Genomic DNA, 15,774 nt, shown 5'->3' on the forward strand with positions numbered 1-15,774 from the left:
GCCCGAAACAGGGGTCTGTCGGGTATGACTGGGAGTCAGGAGCCAAAGTGCCAAATAAGTAGCCAGTGAGGACACTGTATAAATGTTGACGTTTTTGCGCCGACTTCTGCTGACCAGCGCGACCGTCGTCGCCGTGAGCAGCCCAGCTTTCGCCGCCGGCAAGCCATCGCCGGTTCTCTTCACCAGCCTCGCGCACGCCGCGCCGGAACTCAATCCCCAAGCGCTCAAAGGCGCCTTGAACGCCATGCAATGCGCGGTCAACAATGGCGCGCGACCCTCACGCCATCTGGCGATCATCGATTACTCGCAACCCTCCACCGCCCGCCGACTGTGGATCTTCGACCTGAGCAGGCAGAAACTGGTGCTGCGCGACCTGGTCGCCCATGGTTCGAATTCCGGGGAAAACTTCGCCACTCAGTTCTCCAATCGCGAAGGCAGTTACCAGTCCAGCCTCGGGCTGTTCCGCACCCAGGAAAGTTACGAGGGAACCCATGGTTATTCGCTGCGCATGGACGGTCTGGAGCCGGGCTTCAATGATCTGGCCCGCGACCGCGCCATCGTGATCCACGCCGCCGACTACGTGAATCCGCTGTGGAGCAAGCGCCAGGGCCGTATCGGTCGCAGCCAGGGTTGCCCGGCGGTGCGTCCGCAAGTGGCAAGGCAGGTGATCGACAAACTCAAGGACGGCCAGTTCATGTTCTCCTGGTACCCGGATCAGCGCTGGCTGAAGTCCTCGCCGTACCTCAACTGCCAGCCGCAACAGGTGGCGAGTATCTTGAGTAGCCACGCCAGCTGACGATCAGGGCCATGACCATCAGCGCCGCCGCAACCCCGAACGTACTGTGCAAGCCACTGCCGATGACGTCGGCCGGGGCTTGCGTCGGGTTGCCAGTAGCGAAGGCAAACACCGCGCCCATGACCGCCGCGCCGGTGATCAGTCCGAGATTGCGCGACAGCCCGAGCAAGGCCGACACCACGCCGCGCTGATCCTGACTGACCGTCGCCATCAACCCGGTATTGTTCGCCGCCTGAAACAACGCGTAACTGCTGGCAATCACCGCCATCGGCAACAGATACCCCGGCAGGCCGAGACGCATCGGCAACAACGCCAACAAGCTGCAACCCCCGACCATCCCGAGCAACGCCCCCGGCACCACACGCCGTGCACCGAAGCGATCCACCAGACGCCCGGCCGGCACCCCGCCGCACGCGGCCAGCAGCGGCCCGACTGACAACGCCAGGCCGACCACGGTGCTGCCCAGTCCCAGGCCTCGGCTCAGGTAAAACGGCCCGACCACCAGCGTGGTCATCATCACCGTCGTCACCAGCAATGTCAGCGCAAGGCTGCTGCTCAGACGCGCATCGCTGAAGAGAGACAAACGAATCAGCGGCGCTCTGGCTTTGATCTCGACCGCAATAAACAGCCCCGCCCCGCCTACGCTCGACAGCAGCAATACCAGGGTGAATCCATCCAGCGTCATCGCCAGCGCATAGGCCGCCAGCGTCAATACCAACACTGCGCTGCCGAGATAATCAAACGCAACACCCGCCCGCACCGGCCGATCCGCCGGCAGATAGCGATAAACCAGCCACGCGTTGAGCAGGCCCAAGGGCACGTTGAGGACAAAGATCGACGGCCAACCGACATGCGCGATCAACAGACCACCCAGTGACGGCCCGAGGCTGGTGCCGGTGGCCGACATCGTCGCGAGCAGGCCCATCGCACTGCCCGCCCGCGCTTTGGGCACCGCATCCGCCACCAGCGCCACGGTCAAGGCGAACATGATTGCCGCGCCCAGGCCTTGCACGGCCCGGGCGCCAATCAACCAGCCCAACCCCGGCGCCAGTGCGCAACACAACGACGCACTGGTAAAAATGCCAATGCCGATCAACAGCAATCGCCGCCGCCCGAACACATCGCCCAGACGTCCAACGCTGACAATCAACGTGGTGACCGCCAGCAGGTACGCCAGCACGATCCATTGCACCTGTTGAAACGTCGCATCGAACGCTGCGGCCAGGGTGGGTAATCCGGCGTTGGCGATGCTGGTGTCCAGTGACGGCATCAACATCGACAGCGCCAGGCTGGTCAGCGCCCAGCGGGCTTGAGGGGGCAAAGGGGATCCGGGCATCGGGCGCTCCTGGTGCAAAGGTCAGACGGCATAGCCTGAGTCTCGACAAGGCAAGGCGCAAGACGCATGCTTTGCACTTGATACCTGCATGGAACGCCATGTCATGAGCGCACCGGACCTTAACCTGTTGATCACCCTTGACGTACTGCTGCGCGAAGGCAGCGTCGCCCGCGCCGCGCAAATTCTGCAGCTGAGCCCGTCGGCCATGAGCCGTGCGCTGGCCCGGCTGCGCGAGACCACCGGCGATCCGTTGCTGGTGCGCGCCGGACGTGGCCTGGTTCCGACCCCGCGCGCGCTGGAGTTGCGTGAGCGAGTCAGCACGCTGGTGCAGGAAGCCGAGGCCGCTTTGCGCCCCGCCGAGATTCTCGACCCCGGCCAGCTGCAGCGCACCTTCACCCTGCGCAACACCGACGGTTTTGTTGAAACCTTCGCCGCCGCCCTGCTCGCGCGCATCGCCGAAGAAGCACCCGGCGTGCGCCTGCGGTTTGTGCAGAAGGCCGACAAGGACAGCACCCTTCTACGCGAAGGCCGGGTGGATCTGGAGACCGGTGTGGTCGATGACAGCACCGACCCGGCGCTGCACAGCCGTATCCTGTTTCAGGATCACTGGATTGGTGTAGTCCGTGAGGGCCATCCGTTGAGTGCGGGCAAGATCAGCAGCAAACGCTTCGCCGGCGGCCAGCACATTCTCATCTCACGTCGCGGGCGCAGCAGCGGTCCGGTGGACGAAGCGTTGCTGGCTGCGGGTCTGACGCGGGATATCGTTACTTCATTCGGCGGATTTTCGGCGGCGCTGACGCTGGTCCGCGAATCAGACCTGATCGCCACGGTTCCGGAGCGTCACACCAGCAAGCTGCGCATGGGCCTGCACAGCTTCGCCCTGCCCTTCAGAATGCCGCCGATCAGCGTGTCGATGCTCTGGCACCCGCGCATGGACGCCGACCCGGCGCACCGCTGGTTGCGCAATTGTGTGCGGGAAGTCTGCGTCTAACGCGCATCGCCGCCGGCCGGTTTATAGAACAGGAATTTGCCGACCGCGGCGGTCTTTTTGTACTCCTTGGCCCAGCTCGGGTGCACGTTGCGATCATGAAAGTACAACGCGCCACGGGTACGATCCGGCAACTGGCGGTTGAGTGCCTTGCCGGCGATGTCCTTGGCCAGGGTGTATTCGGCGTCTTCCTTGACCTGATCGGCCTTGCCATCGCACCACCAGGAAAACTGGCAGCTCTTGGTTTCAGAACCTTGTTTGACCACGGCACACACGGTGTCGGGGAAGCCGTCATGACCCAGGCGGTTCATCACCACGTTGGCCACGGCCTGCATTTCCGCAGTGTCGCGACCCTTGGCTTCCCAGTAGATACTGCGTGCCAGGCAGGTGATCGGATCGTCCAGCGGCGCGGTGCCGGCGGGGTCCACGGCTTGTACTTCAGTAGGTGTGATCGCTTCGGATTTGGGTGCCGGCGCCGCGCTGACTTTGTCAGCGGCTTTCTCTTCCAGCACCTGGGCTTTTTCTTCGGCCTTGGCCTTGATCGGGGCCTGATCGGTGGCCATCACCACACCAGCCATCAGGGTTACTGCGAAACAGCCAGCCAACCATTTCAATCCCATGTCAGTTCTTCCGGCAGCGCCCGTTCCGGGCAAGGTGTTTCGTGGGGGAGACGCCCGGTTCCCGGGGCCTTCGGAGAGTGTAGACGGCAAAGGCCGGCGTAACGTTCCGCAGAAAAACCGGCTCGATGAAGAAAAAAGACATTGCATGGACCGGGGGCCTTTCGCGCATCATGAGCGCATTCCGCTCAAGGAGATTTCCATGCGTTTCATGCCATCCGTTTTGCGCTTTGCCGCGCTGTCCTTTGGGCTGGCCGTGGCCGCCTCGGCCATGGCTGCCGACGAGTCGCAACTGATCGAGTCGATCAATGCCTACCGCAGCCAACCGCAGCGTTGCGGCAGCCAGGCGTCCAATGAACTGCCACCGCTGTCGGCCGACCCACGACTGAGACTGCCGGCCACCGGCGCGGTAGATCTGCAACAGGCCATGGCCAGCGCCAGTTACCCGATGGTCAACGTGCAGGCGATCACCCTCAACGGCCCACGCGATGCGGCGTCGGCGATGAAGGCGATTCAGGAGAGCTTCTGTCAGGTGGTGCTGGATCCGCAGTTCGTCGATGTCGGCGTGAGCCGCGCCGATCGCGACTGGCGCATTGTGCTGGCACGTCCACTGCTGTCGGCAAAACTCGCGGATGCGCAGAGTGAAGGCCAGAAGTTGCTTGAACAACTCAACGCCGCCCGCGCCCAGCCACGTCAATGCGGCGGCCAGGCCTTTGCCGCCGCTGCGCCATTGGCCTGGAATGCGAGCCTGGGCAGCATCGCTCAGGATCACAGCCGCGACATGGCCAACAACAATTACTTCGACCACAAGGACCGTGACGGCCGCACCCCGGGCGACCGCGCCGAACTGGCCGGCTACAGTGGCCAGCTGGTCGGCGAAAACATCGCCGCCGGGCAAGACACTGTGCGCAAAGTCGTCGATGGCTGGCTCGCCAGCCCCGGCCACTGCGCCAACCTGATGAACCCACAATACAAGGAACTCGGCGCCGCCTACGCGACCGACCCGAAAAGCAGCGCCGGCATTTACTGGACCGCGATGTTCGGCGCGCCATAACCCTGATTGATGGAACATCAGCGATCACAGCTGACAGTGGATGTGCTCTGACACCGGTGGCGACTGCACGGACGCCTTCACGAGCACGCCCACTGTGGGCGTTCAAACCCGGATCGTCGTCCCGCTGAACAATCCACTCATCATCGAGCGCATCAATCAGCCATTCACTAATAGTGATTGGACGCTTGCCAACGTTGCCCCTAACCTGCGTGCACTCCATTCCTTCCGCTCAATGCGGCTTCTCTACTCCTGTAAGGCTGTCATGTCAGAGCGTGTCTTGATCGATGGTTACAACCGCCGTGTCGACTATCTGCGCATGTCGGTTACCGACCGCTGCGACTTCCGCTGCGTGTATTGCATGGCCGAGGACATGCAGTTTCTGCCGCGCCAGCAAGTGCTGACGCTGGAGGAGATCTATCAACTGGCACAGAGCTTCGTGGCGCTGGGCACGCGCAAGATTCGCCTGACGGGTGGCGAGCCGCTGGTCCGTCCGGGCGTCGTCAAACTGTGCGAACAGATCGCCGCCCTGCCCGGCCTGCGTGAGCTGTGCATGACCACCAACGGCTCGCAACTGGACAAACTCGCCGCGCCGCTGTTCGACGCCGGGGTCAGGCGCCTGAACATCAGTCTCGACAGCCTCGACCCGGATCGCTTCAAGCAAATGACCCGCACCGGTGATCTGGCGCAGGTGATCAAGGGCATCGATGCGGCGCACAAGGCCGGTTTCACCCGAACCAAACTCAACGTGGTGGTGATGCAGGGCCGCAACGATCAGGAGATCAACGATCTGGTGAGCTTCGCCATCGACCGCCAGCTCGACGTCTCCTTCATCGAGGAAATGCCGCTGGGGATCATCAGCGAACACAGTCGCGCCGAGTCGTTTTTCTCCAGCGCTCAGGTGCGCGAGAAAATCGCCGAGCGCTACACCCTGATCGATTCCGCCGAGTCGACCCAAGGCCCGTCGCGCTACTGGCGCGTGGCCGAAGCACCGGACATTCGCCTGGGCTTTATCTCGCCGCACAGCCACAATTTCTGTGGCACCTGCAACCGCGTGCGGCTAACCGTCGAAGGACGTTTGCTACTGTGTCTGGGTAACGAGCATTCGGTGGACCTCAAAGCCGTGTTGCGTGCTCATCCGGGGCAACCGCAGCGGCTGGAGAAGGCCATTATCGAGGCGATGAAACTCAAGCCGTACCGGCACAATTTCGAAGTGAACGACGACGTTCAGGTCGTGCGCTTCATGAACATGACCGGCGGTTGAGCCGCCCTCACCCTGCGTAACCGGGATCGCCCAGCATGATCGTCAGACCCAAGGTCAACCAGTTCGCCATTCTCTTCACCCTCAAGGGCTCGATCGCCAAACGCATCGCCCTGCGCACGCTGATGGTCACCTTGCTGGCCTCCGCCATCGTGCTGATGGAAATGCTCCACCCGAGCAACTTCACCAAGGTCAACGCCACGCCGTTCACCTTGCTCGGGCTGTCGCTGTCGATTTTCATGAGTTTTCGCAACAACGCCTGCTACGACCGTTGGTATGAAGCGCGCAAGGCCTGGGGCGATGTGCTGGTGCACATTCGTTCGGTGATCCGCGAAACCCAGGTCATCCGCGAATCGGTGCAACGCAAGCCGTTGCTGCTCAATCTCTGCGGTTTTGCCCACTCGCTGAATGCGCGGTTGCGCCGGGAAAGCGAAGCGGCGGCCAGCCATGCGTGGATCACCCCGCCGCACGATGCACAGGTGCCAGACTACAGCGGGCGCATTCTGCAGCAGGTCGGCCAACAGTGCTCCGACCTGCACCAGAGCGGCGAACTGAGCGAGTGGCGCTACATGCTGCTGGCCAATCACCTGACCAGCCTGACCCAGGCGCAAGCGGTGTGCGAACGGATCAAGAACACCCCGCTGCCCTTCCCCTACACCCTGCTGCTGCACCGCACCATCTATCTGTTCTGCATCCTGTTGCCGTTCGCCATGGCCGAACCGCTGGGCTGGCTGACGCCGCTGTTTACCGCGATTGTCAGCTACACATTTTTTGGTCTGGACGCGATTGCCGATGAGCTGGAAGACCCGTTCGGTCGCGACGAAAACGACCTGGCGACCGACTCGCTGGTGCGCACCATTGAGCGCGATATTCTCAGCGAACTGGGTGAGACCGACCTGCCACCGATGTTGTTGCCGGTGGACTATGTGCTGAGCTGATTCTTCGTTTTCCAGACACCTCAAAAACCTGTGGGAGCTGGCTTGCCAGCGATGGCGGCGGGTCAGTCACTCTGATGTTGGCTGACACGGCCTCATCGCTGGCAAGCCAGCTCCCACAGATTTTGATAGTGTTGATACGTTTTCATAAGCCTTACAAAAAAGATCGCAGCCTTCGCTTTAAAAGAGTTCGTTGAAGGGAATGAAGCGCAGCGGATTGCCGATGCGGTGGGTGCTATGTTCCGGCACTTCCACCAGCCCATCGGCCCAGGTCGCACCCAGCAAAACGCCGGAGCTTTGATTCGGGTACAGCACTGCATTTCCCGCTTCCAACCGCACCCGCAGGTATTCGCGCCGGCTGCCGGCCTTGCTCCAGTCGAACCCGGCATTCACCGTAAAGCTCAACGGCATGACCTCTTCCACGCCCTGAATGCGCAGCAGATATGGCCGCGCCAGCAGGCCGAAGGTCACCAGCGCCGAGGTCGGATTGCCCGGCAGACCGATCACGGGCACGTTGCCGAAATGCCCCACGGTCAGCGGCTTGCCCGGTTTGATCGCCAGTTTCCACAGCAGCGGCTTGCCGTCCTCGCGCAACACCTGCCCGAGGCAATCGGCATCACCGGCAGACACGCCACCCGTGGTCAGGATCAAGTCGGCCGCCACTTGCAGTTGTTCAAGCTTGAGCCGCGTCTGCGCCGGGCGATCCGGGAGGATTCCGGCGTCGATCACTTCGCAGCCCAGCTCGCGCAACCAATGACCGAGCAACACGCGGTTGCTGTTGTAGATGCTGCCGGGGCGCAGTGGCTGGCCCGGTTCGACCAGTTCGTCACCGGTCGACAGCAGCGCCACGCGCGGGCGCCGCACCACGTGCAACTGCGCCAACCCTTGCCCGGCGGCGACCGCCAGTTCGAACGGTCCGAGGCGTTTGCCGGCGCGCAGGAGAATGTCGCCGATGCGGTTTTCCTGGCCTTGTGCACGAATGTTCTGCCCCGCCTTCAGCGGCTGCAAGAAACGCACGCGGCCGTCGTCCAGCACTTCGACGTTCTCCTGCATCTCGACGCAAGTGGCACCCAGCGGTACCTGTGCGCCGGTAAAGATCCGCGCACAGGTGCCGGGCAACAAAGCGTCCGGCGCCTGGCCGGCGTAAATCTTTTGCGACACCTTCAACGGCTGGCGATGCAGATCGGCCAGGTTCAACGCGTAACCGTCCATGGCACTGTTCGGCCACGGCGGCAGGTCGAGCGTCGCCACCAGATCACTGGCGAGCACCCGCCCGCGCGCCTCGTCGAGCGGCAGCATTTCGCTGTCGGCCAATCGTTGCTCATTGGCCATGCCGAGCAGTTGGTCGAGGGCGTCTTCGACCGGCATCAACGCCGCCTTGCTCATCCGCGTGGCCCGCAGGCGTTCACTGATTTGAGGTGCGGCACGAAGTTGCACGGGCGATGGCGGTTGTCCAGTTGCTCGGCAAGAATGCCTTCCCACGCCGTGCGGCAGGCACCGGTCGAACCTGGCAGGCAGCACACCAGCGTGCCGTTGGACAGCCCTGCCAGCGCGCGGCTTTGCACGGTCGACGTGCCGATGTCGAGAATCGAAATGGCGCGGAACAACTCGCCAAACCCGTCGATCTGCTTGTCGAGCAGACAGGCCACCGCTTCCGGTGTGCTATCGCGCCCGGTGAAGCCAGTGCCGCCGGTAATCAGCACCACCTGAACGCTGTCGTCGGCAATCCAGTGGGCGACCTGGGCGCGGATCTTGTACAGATCATCCTTGAGCAGATTGCGTTCGCTCAAAGTGTGACCGGCCTCCAGCAGACGGCTGACCAACAATTGCCCGGAGGTGTCGCTCGCATAATCGCGAGTATCGCTGACGGTCAGTACGGCAATGTTCAGGGGCACAAACAGGGCATCCGCTTTCGCACTCATGGAATCTCCGGCAATAGTCAATCAGATTGCCGAGCAGCCTAAGTGCCACTTGTGAGGACTGTCTAATCACTCTGACCTACCGCATTATCGATCTGCTCTATCGCTCCCGTTGACCTTGGCCAACGCCTTTGAAACCATGGGCGATAGAGCTGATCGATAGGCTTTTCAACGCTTCCGATTGGACGCGACCCGAGGCAAATGTGATTGTCGCGCCTCGCGTTTTCCATGCGCGGCGCGCCTCTGCGTCAACAGCCCATTCAAATTTCAACGAGCAGGTGCTTTCGTGGACATCAAACAACTCAAGTTCCTGATCGCGCTGGACGAAACCCGACACTTCGGCCAGGCCGCCGCCCGCTGCCACATTACCCAGCCGACCCTGTCGATGCGTCTGCGCAATCTGGAAGATGAGCTGGATCTGGTGCTGGTCAATCGCGGCCAGCGCTTTGAAGGGTTTACCGAGGCCGGCGAACGAGTGCTGGCCTGGGCCCGCACGCTGCTGGCCGCGCATGACGGCCTGTTTGCCGAAGCCGCAGCGTGCCGCGGGCAACTGGTCGGCAGCCTGCGCCTGGGCCTGGTGCCGTTGAGCAACTTCAACCCGATCAATTACATCCAGAGCTTGTCCGGCACGTATCCCGAGCTGAAATTCAGTCTGTCGTCGGGGAGTTCAGACGAGATCATCGCCGAGCTTGGCAACAATCAACTGGACCTGGGCGTGTGCTACCTCGACCACGTCAACCACAACTATTTCGATTTTTTCGAGATTGGCGAAACCCGCGTCGGGCTGCTTTACGACAACCGTCACTTCCATTTCGAAGGCTCTGACATCAGCTGGGAAGACGCCGCCGAACTGCCGTTGGGGATGATCACCACCGGCATGCATTACCGCAAATCCATCGACCTGAGTTTCCGCAGTCGCGGCCTCAATCCGCAGCCGATCCTGGAAAGCGATTCGACCTATCAGCTGTTGCAGGCCATTCATCAGGGCTTCTGTTGCTCGATCATGCCGCTGGACAGCGGGCTGGAAGAGCCGATCGAACACCTGTCGTTCATGCAATTGCCGGATGCCAGTGTGCTGGCACCGCTGGGGCTGGTGATGCGCAAGACCGAACCGCGTTCGGCGATCGCCGAGAAGTGCTTCGCCGAGGCACGCAAGTTGTTTGGAAAGGGTCAAGACTGACACCACACTTGAACAAAAAACTGCTTAGATAGCGGCTTCGACAACATCCACCGCAGGCGCCGCGCTTGAACACCTCACCCGAAGATTTGCCCAGACCCGCTCCCGTAACGCTGCGCCAGGCCTGGCGCTTCTGGCTCAAGCTCGGCTGCATCGGGTTCGGCGGCCCGGCCGGGCAGATCGCGATCATGCATCAGGAACTGGTCGAGCTCCGGCGCTGGATCTCCGAGCGACGGTTTCTGCATGCGCTGAACTACTGCATGTTGCTGCCCGGCCCCGAGGCCCAGCAGCTGGCGACCTACATTGGCTGGCTGTTGCATCGCACCTGGGGCGGGGTGATCGCCGGGGCACTGTTCGTATTGCCGTCACTGTTTATTCTGATTGCGCTGTCGTGGCTGTACATCGCCTTCGGCGACGTGCCGGTGGTCGCTGGAATCTTCTACGGGATCAAACCGGCGGTGACCGCGATTGTCTTGCACGCGGCGCACCGTATCGGCTCGCGGGCGTTGAAAAACAGTTGGTTGTGGGCGATCGCCGGGGCGTCATTCGTGGCGATTTTTGCCTTCAATCTGCCGTTCCCACTGATTGTGCTCGGCGCGGCACTGATCGGTTATCTCGGCGGGCGACTGGCGCCGCAGCGCTTCAACAACGGCGGCCAGCGCAGCAACGCCCAATCCTTCGGCCCGGCGTTGATCGATGACGACACGCCGACGCCTGAGCATGCGCGATTCAGCCTGCCAAAGCTGTGGCGCCTGCTGTTGATCGGCGCGGCGTTATGGTGTTTGCCGATGGGCCTGCTGACCGCGCTGTTCGGCTGGGACGGCACCTTCACGCAAATGGGCTGGTTCTTCACCAAAGCCGCACTGCTGACCTTCGGTGGCGCCTACGCGGTGTTGCCGTATGTCTATCAAGGCGCGGTCGGGCATTACGGCTGGCTGACGCCGACGCAGATGATCGATGGCCTCGCCCTCGGCGAAACCACACCCGGCCCGCTGATCATGGTGGTGGCGTTTGTCGGTTTCATTGGCGGCTACGTGCAACCGGCATTCGGCGCGGAACATGCGTTCGCCGCCGGCGCATTGGCAGCGACGCTGGTGACCTGGTTCACCTTCCTGCCTTCGTTTCTGTTCATCCTCGCCGGCGGGCCGCTGGTGGAGTCGACCCACAACGAACTGAAGTTCACTGCACCGTTGACCGCGATCACCGCGGCGGTGGTCGGGGTGATCCTCAACCTGGCGTGTTTCTTCGCGTATCACGTGTTCTGGCCGAGCGGTTTCGCCGGGCATCCGGATCTGTTTTCGATCGGGCTGGCGCTGCTGGCGGCGTTGGCGCTGTTCATTTTCAAACGCGGGGTGATCGAAGTGTTGATCGTTTGCGCCCTTGCCGGGCTGGGCTTTCACCTGCTGCGCTGAACGTCGTCCAACGGTGCCGGGGCGCAATCAGCGGTTTACAGGCCCGCAGATTGCCCCTTACTATCCGGGCACACCGGTCGGCGGGTATGCCCCGCCACCGACGTTTTCCGCCAACGGAAACACGCGTTATGAGTACGTCACCACAACAACCAGAAAGGTTGAACGTCTCCGCTGTGTGCGCCCCCTGTCACAGGGGCCGTGCATGAATCGCATCGTCAATCTCCCCATGGCCCTGCGCCGTTCCAAGCTGCGTCACTCCGCACGCCCGCCGGATATCGCCTGCTGATTCCGACAGTCAGAAAATCCATTTGTGGCGAGGGAGCTTGCTCCCGCCGGACTGCGTAGCAGTCCCCTGCCCTTGAATCAAAAAGCGAGAGGCGCTTCGCGCCTCAGCGGGAGCAAGCTCCCTCGCCACAGGTTCTGTGTCACGTCTGACTGATCTCCATTTGATATCCCTGCCGGGACGCCTTCAATGCGCCCGGCCCGAATCTGCGCGCCTGTGCGGCGCCATCGTGAGTGATTGACCATGAAATTCGCAGCCATCGAAGACGCACGCCTGTTCCTTGAACAAAACCCCGATATCGACATGATCGAGCTGTTCATCCTCGACGCCAACGGCGTGCCACGCGGCAAGTTGTTGCACCGTGAAGAACTGCTTGCCGTGTACCAGAGCGGTCGCCCGCTACCCAGCACCATCCTCGGCCTCACCGTGCAGGGCGAGGATGTGGAAAACTCCGGGCTGGTGTGGGACGTCGGCGACATCGACTGCCGCGCCTACCCGCTCGAAGGCAGTCTGGTGCGCCTGCCGTGGCGACAGATTCCCACCGCGGCGGTGCAGGTCAGCATGCACCCGACCGAGGGAATGCCAGCGAGCATCGCCGACCCGCGTCATCTGCTGATCAAGGTCATCGACGGCCTCAAGGCCGAGGGTTATCACCCGGTAATGGCGTGCGAACTGGAGTTCTATCTGCTCGACGCCAAACGCGATCACAACGGCCGTCCGCAACCGGCGCTGGATGCCGATGGCGGCCGACCGCGACACACTCAGGTCTACGGTTTGCGCGAACTGGAGCAGATCGAACCGTTCCTCGCCGACCTCTACAGCGCCTGCAAACTGCACGGCATTCCGGCGCGCACGGCGATCTCGGAATATGCGCCAGGACAGGTGGAAATCACCCTCGAACATGGCGACGCACTGGTCGCGATGGATCAGGCAGTGCGCTACAAACGTTTGGTCAAAGCGGTGGCGCACAAGCACGGCATGCAGGCGACGTTCATGGCCAAGCCGTTCGATGATCTGGCCGGCACCGGCATGCACATGCACGTCAGCCTCGCCGATGGCGAAGGACGCAACCTGTTCGCCGCCGAGGATCCGGCCGGCACCCCGCTGCTGCGCACGGCGATTGGCGGCATGCTCGCCTCGCTGCTCGATACGCTGCTGCTGTTCTGCCCCAACGCCAACTCCTACCGCCGCTTTCAGGCCAACAGCTATGCGCCTTTGGCGCCGACCTGGGGCGTCGACAACCGCACAGTAAGCCTGCGCGTACCGGGCGGCCCGGCCAACACCCGGCACATCGAACACCGCATCTGCGGCGCCGACGCCAACCCGTATCTGGCGGCGGCAGCGATCCTTGCCGGGATCCATCGCGGGATTCGTGAAAACCTCGATCCGGGTGCGCCGGTCGAGGGCAACGGCTACGCGCAAGCCAAGGAACTGCTGCCGACCGATTGGCTGACGTCGCTCCAGGCGCTGGAAAATTCCGCGTGGGCGCGGGATGCCCTGGGCCAGGAATTTCTTGGCGTGTACCTGGCGGTGAAGCGTGCCGAATACCGGCAGTTCATGGCCGAGGTGGGTGAGCAGGATTGGCGTTGGTACCTGACCGAAGCCTGACATACACCCTGAATCCTGCGGGAGCTGGCTTGCCAGCGATGGGGCCGGCACATTCAGCATCTCTGGTGACTGATACGCCGCTATCGCTGGCAAGCCAGCTCCCACAAGGACCTCGAATTGACTCCCGATTTTTTGTGGACACCAACATGACCCAACGCTGCAATTCCTACTACACCGCCACCCTTCAACAGGACACCGACTACCCGACCCTGCAAGGCCGACATCAAGTCGATGTGGTGATCATCGGCGGCGGTTTCACCGGCGTCGCCACCGCCGTCGAACTCGCCGAAAAAGGCCTGAAAGTTGCCATCGTCGAGAGCCACAAGATCGGCTGGGGCGCCACCGGGCGCAATGGCGGACAAGTCACCGGCAGCCTCTCCGGCGACGGCGCGATGCGCAAACAGATGCGCCCGAAACTCGGTGATGAAGTCGACGATTTCATCTGGCACCTGCGCTGGCGCGGGCATCAAATCATCCGGCAGCGGGTCGAGAAGTACGGCATTCAGTGCGACCTCAAACACGGTCATCTGCACGCGGCTTACAAGCCGAGCCACATGGCCGGTTTGCGCAATGATTACGAGGAAGCCGTGCGTCGCGGCCTCGGCGACGAAGTCAGCCTGCTCGACCGCAGTCAAATGCGCGACCTGCTGCAAAGCGACCTCTACCACGGCGCAATCAAGAACACGCGCAACATGCATCTGCACCCGCTCAACCTGTGTATCGGCGAAGCGCGGGCGGCAGAAAGTCTTGGCGCGCTGATCTTCGAGAACAGTGAAGTGCTGGAGATCATTCACGGCAAGAGCCCGGGCGTACGCACCGCCCACGGCCAGATCGACGCCAATCAGGTCATGCTCGCCGGTGACGTCTATCACAAGCTCGAACCGGGCCAGCTCAAGGGCAAGATTTTCCCGGCCATGGGCGGTATCGTCACCACCGCGCCGCTGGGTGATCTGGCGCGGCAGATCAATCCCGAAGACCTCGCGGTGTACGACTGCCGTTTCGTCCTCGACTACTACCGCCTCACGGCCGACGGGCGCCTGCTGTTCGGTGGCGGCGCGAACTACAGCGGCAAGGATTCACGGGACATCGCCGCCGAACTGCGCCCGTGCATCGAACAGACCTTCCCGGCGCTCAAAGGGGTGCAGATCGACTATCAGTGGAGCTGCGCGATGGGCATCGTGATCAACCGCATTCCGCAACTGGGCAAGCTCTCGGACAACGTCTGGTATTGCCAGGGCTACTCGGGACACGGGATCGCGACGACGCACATCATGGGCGAAATCATGAGCCGCGCGATCACCGGGCAGATGGAACAGTTCGACACGTTTGCGCAGTGCCAGCACATTCGGGTGCCGATGGGGGATTTGCTGGGCAATCCGTTGCTGGCGGCGGGGATGTGGTATTACCAGATGCTTGAAAAATTGCGTTGATCGCACTGGCCCCATCGCTGGCAAGCCAGCTCCCACAGTGTCCGTGTCGTACTCAACATTATGTACACCACCAAAACCTGTGGGAGCTGGCTTGCCAGCGATGAGGCCAGCAGCCTCAGCACAAAACCTCAGTCCGGCAACTGCTCCACCACAATCCCCAACCGCCGATAATCCTCGACACTGCCCGACGCCAGATGCCGCTCGGTAATCAGCGTATGCAGGCGCGTGCACGGCGCCACCACAAACGGCTCCACCGCCCCCAGCTTGTCCGCCGTGGTTACCGCAATCACCCGCGTCGCGCTGTCGAGCAGCGCCTGTTTCACCGGCACTTCATCGAAGTGCAGCGAGGTGATGCCCACTTCCGGGTGAATCGCGCAGACGCCGGTAAAGGCAAGGTCCGCCTTGATCCCGGTCAGCATGCGTACCGCTTCATGCCCGCTGGCCGACATCGTGCGTGGGTTCAGTTGCCCTCCGGCGAGAATCACTTTCACGCCCTTGTACTCAGACAACGCGATGGCCGTCATCGGCGCTGCGGTTACCGCGGTGATCTGGATATCCGCCCGTAGCGAACGCGCCACCTGCAACGCGGTCGAGCCGGAATCGAACAACACAATCTGCCCGTCCTCGACCTCTCGCGCCGCCCGTTGCGCCAACTGCACTTTGACCTCATCGGTCTCATCCAGCCGGGTGAAGTAATCCTTGCCGCTGTCCTTGGGCCTTGGCAGCGCCCCGCCGTGCACACGCTGCACCAGTCCGGCGTTGTCCAGTTCGGCGAGGTCGCGGCGGATGGTGTCTTCGGACACGGCGAAATGCTGGCTCAACTCGGAGGCCATGACCTTGCCGTCGCGCTCGAGGATCAGGAGGATTTTCTGCCGGCGCAGGGAGGGCAGTGCGGTGACCGAATGATCGTGCATGGTTTTGCCTGTTTGTGCTTGTAGTTGCAGGTTTTGCCGAGACTAGC

At 62.4% G+C, this 15,774-nt stretch carries 14 protein-coding genes; 9 read left to right on the top strand and 5 right to left on the bottom strand.

Going from position 1 to position 15,774, the window contains the following annotated elements; all coding sequences use genetic code 11:
- The first annotated feature begins 82 nt into the window (after positions 1–82).
- Entirely contained in the window at positions 83–796 is a 714-nt protein-coding gene (locus OC71_RS22130; protein ID WP_041073402.1) for a murein L,D-transpeptidase catalytic domain family protein, read from the top strand.
- Here OC71_RS22130 and OC71_RS22135 read toward each other — a convergent pair.
- On the bottom strand, positions 744–2,132 hold the full coding sequence (locus tag OC71_RS22135; protein WP_041073404.1) for an MFS transporter: 1,389 nt from the start codon (positions 2,130–2,132) through the stop codon (positions 744–746). The genes OC71_RS22130 and OC71_RS22135 overlap by 53 nt on opposite strands.
- Before the next feature lie 103 nt (positions 2,133–2,235).
- Between OC71_RS22135 and OC71_RS22140 the strand changes: the two genes are divergently transcribed.
- Positions 2,236–3,123, top strand: a complete 888-nt coding sequence (locus tag OC71_RS22140) for a LysR family transcriptional regulator (protein ID WP_041073406.1) — start codon at positions 2,236–2,238, stop codon at positions 3,121–3,123.
- On the opposite strand, the gene OC71_RS22145 is transcribed toward OC71_RS22140, so the two are convergent.
- A complete protein-coding gene (locus tag OC71_RS22145) occupies positions 3,120–3,740 on the bottom strand; it encodes a cell wall hydrolase (protein ID WP_041073408.1) in 621 nt (206 codons plus the stop codon). The genes OC71_RS22140 and OC71_RS22145 overlap by 4 nt on opposite strands.
- Positions 3,741–3,939: 199 nt before the next feature.
- Here OC71_RS22145 and OC71_RS22150 point away from each other — a divergent pair, with 199 nt between their 5' ends.
- The 3 genes from OC71_RS22150 (at position 3,940) to OC71_RS22160 (ending at position 6,987) form a co-directional block, all read left to right on the top strand.
- Positions 3,940–4,791 (top strand): CAP domain-containing protein, encoded by an 852-nt coding sequence (locus tag OC71_RS22150; protein WP_041073409.1) that lies wholly within the window; start codon positions 3,940–3,942, stop codon positions 4,789–4,791.
- Between the two features lie 262 nt (positions 4,792–5,053).
- On the top strand, positions 5,054–6,052 hold the full coding sequence (moaA, locus tag OC71_RS22155; protein WP_041073412.1) for a GTP 3',8-cyclase MoaA: 999 nt from the start codon (positions 5,054–5,056) through the stop codon (positions 6,050–6,052).
- A gap of 35 nt (positions 6,053–6,087) precedes the next feature.
- Positions 6,088–6,987 (top strand): bestrophin family protein, encoded by a 900-nt coding sequence (locus tag OC71_RS22160; RefSeq protein WP_041073414.1) that lies wholly within the window; start codon positions 6,088–6,090, stop codon positions 6,985–6,987.
- A 177-nt stretch (positions 6,988–7,164) separates the two neighbouring features.
- On the opposite strand, the gene glp is transcribed toward OC71_RS22160, so the two are convergent.
- Positions 7,165–8,370, bottom strand: a complete 1,206-nt coding sequence (gene glp / locus OC71_RS22165) for a gephyrin-like molybdotransferase Glp (RefSeq protein WP_041073416.1) — start codon at positions 8,368–8,370, stop codon at positions 7,165–7,167.
- A complete protein-coding gene (gene moaB, locus OC71_RS22170) occupies positions 8,367–8,906 on the bottom strand; it encodes a molybdenum cofactor biosynthesis protein B (protein WP_041073418.1) in 540 nt (179 codons plus the stop codon). The genes glp and moaB overlap by 4 nt, the downstream gene beginning before the upstream one ends.
- Before the next feature lie 283 nt (positions 8,907–9,189).
- On the opposite strand from moaB, the gene OC71_RS22175 reads away from it, so the two are divergent.
- The 4 genes from OC71_RS22175 (at position 9,190) to OC71_RS22190 (ending at position 14,813) form a co-directional block, all read left to right on the top strand.
- Entirely contained in the window at positions 9,190–10,083 is an 894-nt protein-coding gene (locus OC71_RS22175) for a LysR family transcriptional regulator (RefSeq protein ID WP_041073420.1), read from the top strand.
- Between the two features lie 65 nt (positions 10,084–10,148).
- The gene (chrA, locus tag OC71_RS22180) at positions 10,149–11,492 is read left to right on the top strand and encodes a chromate efflux transporter (RefSeq protein WP_041073421.1); all 1,344 of its coding nucleotides are present in this window, start codon (positions 10,149–10,151) and stop codon (positions 11,490–11,492) included.
- Positions 11,493–12,018: 526 nt separating this feature from the next.
- Entirely contained in the window at positions 12,019–13,383 is a 1,365-nt protein-coding gene (locus tag OC71_RS22185; protein ID WP_041073423.1) for a glutamine synthetase family protein, read from the top strand.
- A gap of 146 nt (positions 13,384–13,529) precedes the next feature.
- Complete coding sequence (locus OC71_RS22190) at positions 13,530–14,813, top strand: FAD-binding oxidoreductase (RefSeq protein WP_041073557.1); 1,284 nt, start codon at positions 13,530–13,532, stop codon at positions 14,811–14,813.
- 128 nt (positions 14,814–14,941) lie between these two features.
- Here the strand turns inward: OC71_RS22190 and OC71_RS22195 are convergent, their stop codons facing one another.
- The gene (locus OC71_RS22195) at positions 14,942–15,727 is read right to left on the bottom strand and encodes a DeoR/GlpR family DNA-binding transcription regulator (protein ID WP_041073425.1); all 786 of its coding nucleotides are present in this window, start codon (positions 15,725–15,727) and stop codon (positions 14,942–14,944) included.
- Positions 15,728–15,774 lie beyond the last annotated feature (47 nt).

It is taken from the genome of Pseudomonas sp. W15Feb9B (assembly GCF_000828175.1).
In the GTDB taxonomy this organism is placed as follows: domain Bacteria; phylum Pseudomonadota; class Gammaproteobacteria; order Pseudomonadales; family Pseudomonadaceae; genus Aquipseudomonas; species Aquipseudomonas parakoreensis.

Coding starts and splice junctions, on each gene's coding strand:
- OC71_RS22190 (WP_041073557.1), top strand. CDS start 13,530: ATGACCCAACGCTGCAATTCCTACTACACCGCCACCCTTCAACAGGAC.
- OC71_RS22185 (WP_041073423.1), top strand. CDS start 12,019: ATGAAATTCGCAGCCATCGAAGACGCACGCCTGTTCCTTGAACAAAAC.
- OC71_RS22130 (WP_041073402.1), top strand. CDS start 83: ATGTTGACGTTTTTGCGCCGACTTCTGCTGACCAGCGCGACCGTCGTC.
- OC71_RS22145 (WP_041073408.1), bottom strand. CDS start 3,740: ATGGGATTGAAATGGTTGGCTGGCTGTTTCGCAGTAACCCTGATGGCT.
- glp (WP_041073416.1), bottom strand. CDS start 8,370: ATGAGCAAGGCGGCGTTGATGCCGGTCGAAGACGCCCTCGACCAACTG.
- OC71_RS22160 (WP_041073414.1), top strand. CDS start 6,088: ATGATCGTCAGACCCAAGGTCAACCAGTTCGCCATTCTCTTCACCCTC.
- OC71_RS22195 (WP_041073425.1), bottom strand. CDS start 15,727: ATGCACGATCATTCGGTCACCGCACTGCCCTCCCTGCGCCGGCAGAAA.
- moaB (WP_041073418.1), bottom strand. CDS start 8,906: ATGAGTGCGAAAGCGGATGCCCTGTTTGTGCCCCTGAACATTGCCGTA.
- OC71_RS22135 (WP_041073404.1), bottom strand. CDS start 2,132: ATGCCCGGATCCCCTTTGCCCCCTCAAGCCCGCTGGGCGCTGACCAGC.
- OC71_RS22140 (WP_041073406.1), top strand. CDS start 2,236: ATGAGCGCACCGGACCTTAACCTGTTGATCACCCTTGACGTACTGCTG.
- OC71_RS22150 (WP_041073409.1), top strand. CDS start 3,940: ATGCGTTTCATGCCATCCGTTTTGCGCTTTGCCGCGCTGTCCTTTGGG.
- moaA (WP_041073412.1), top strand. CDS start 5,054: ATGTCAGAGCGTGTCTTGATCGATGGTTACAACCGCCGTGTCGACTAT.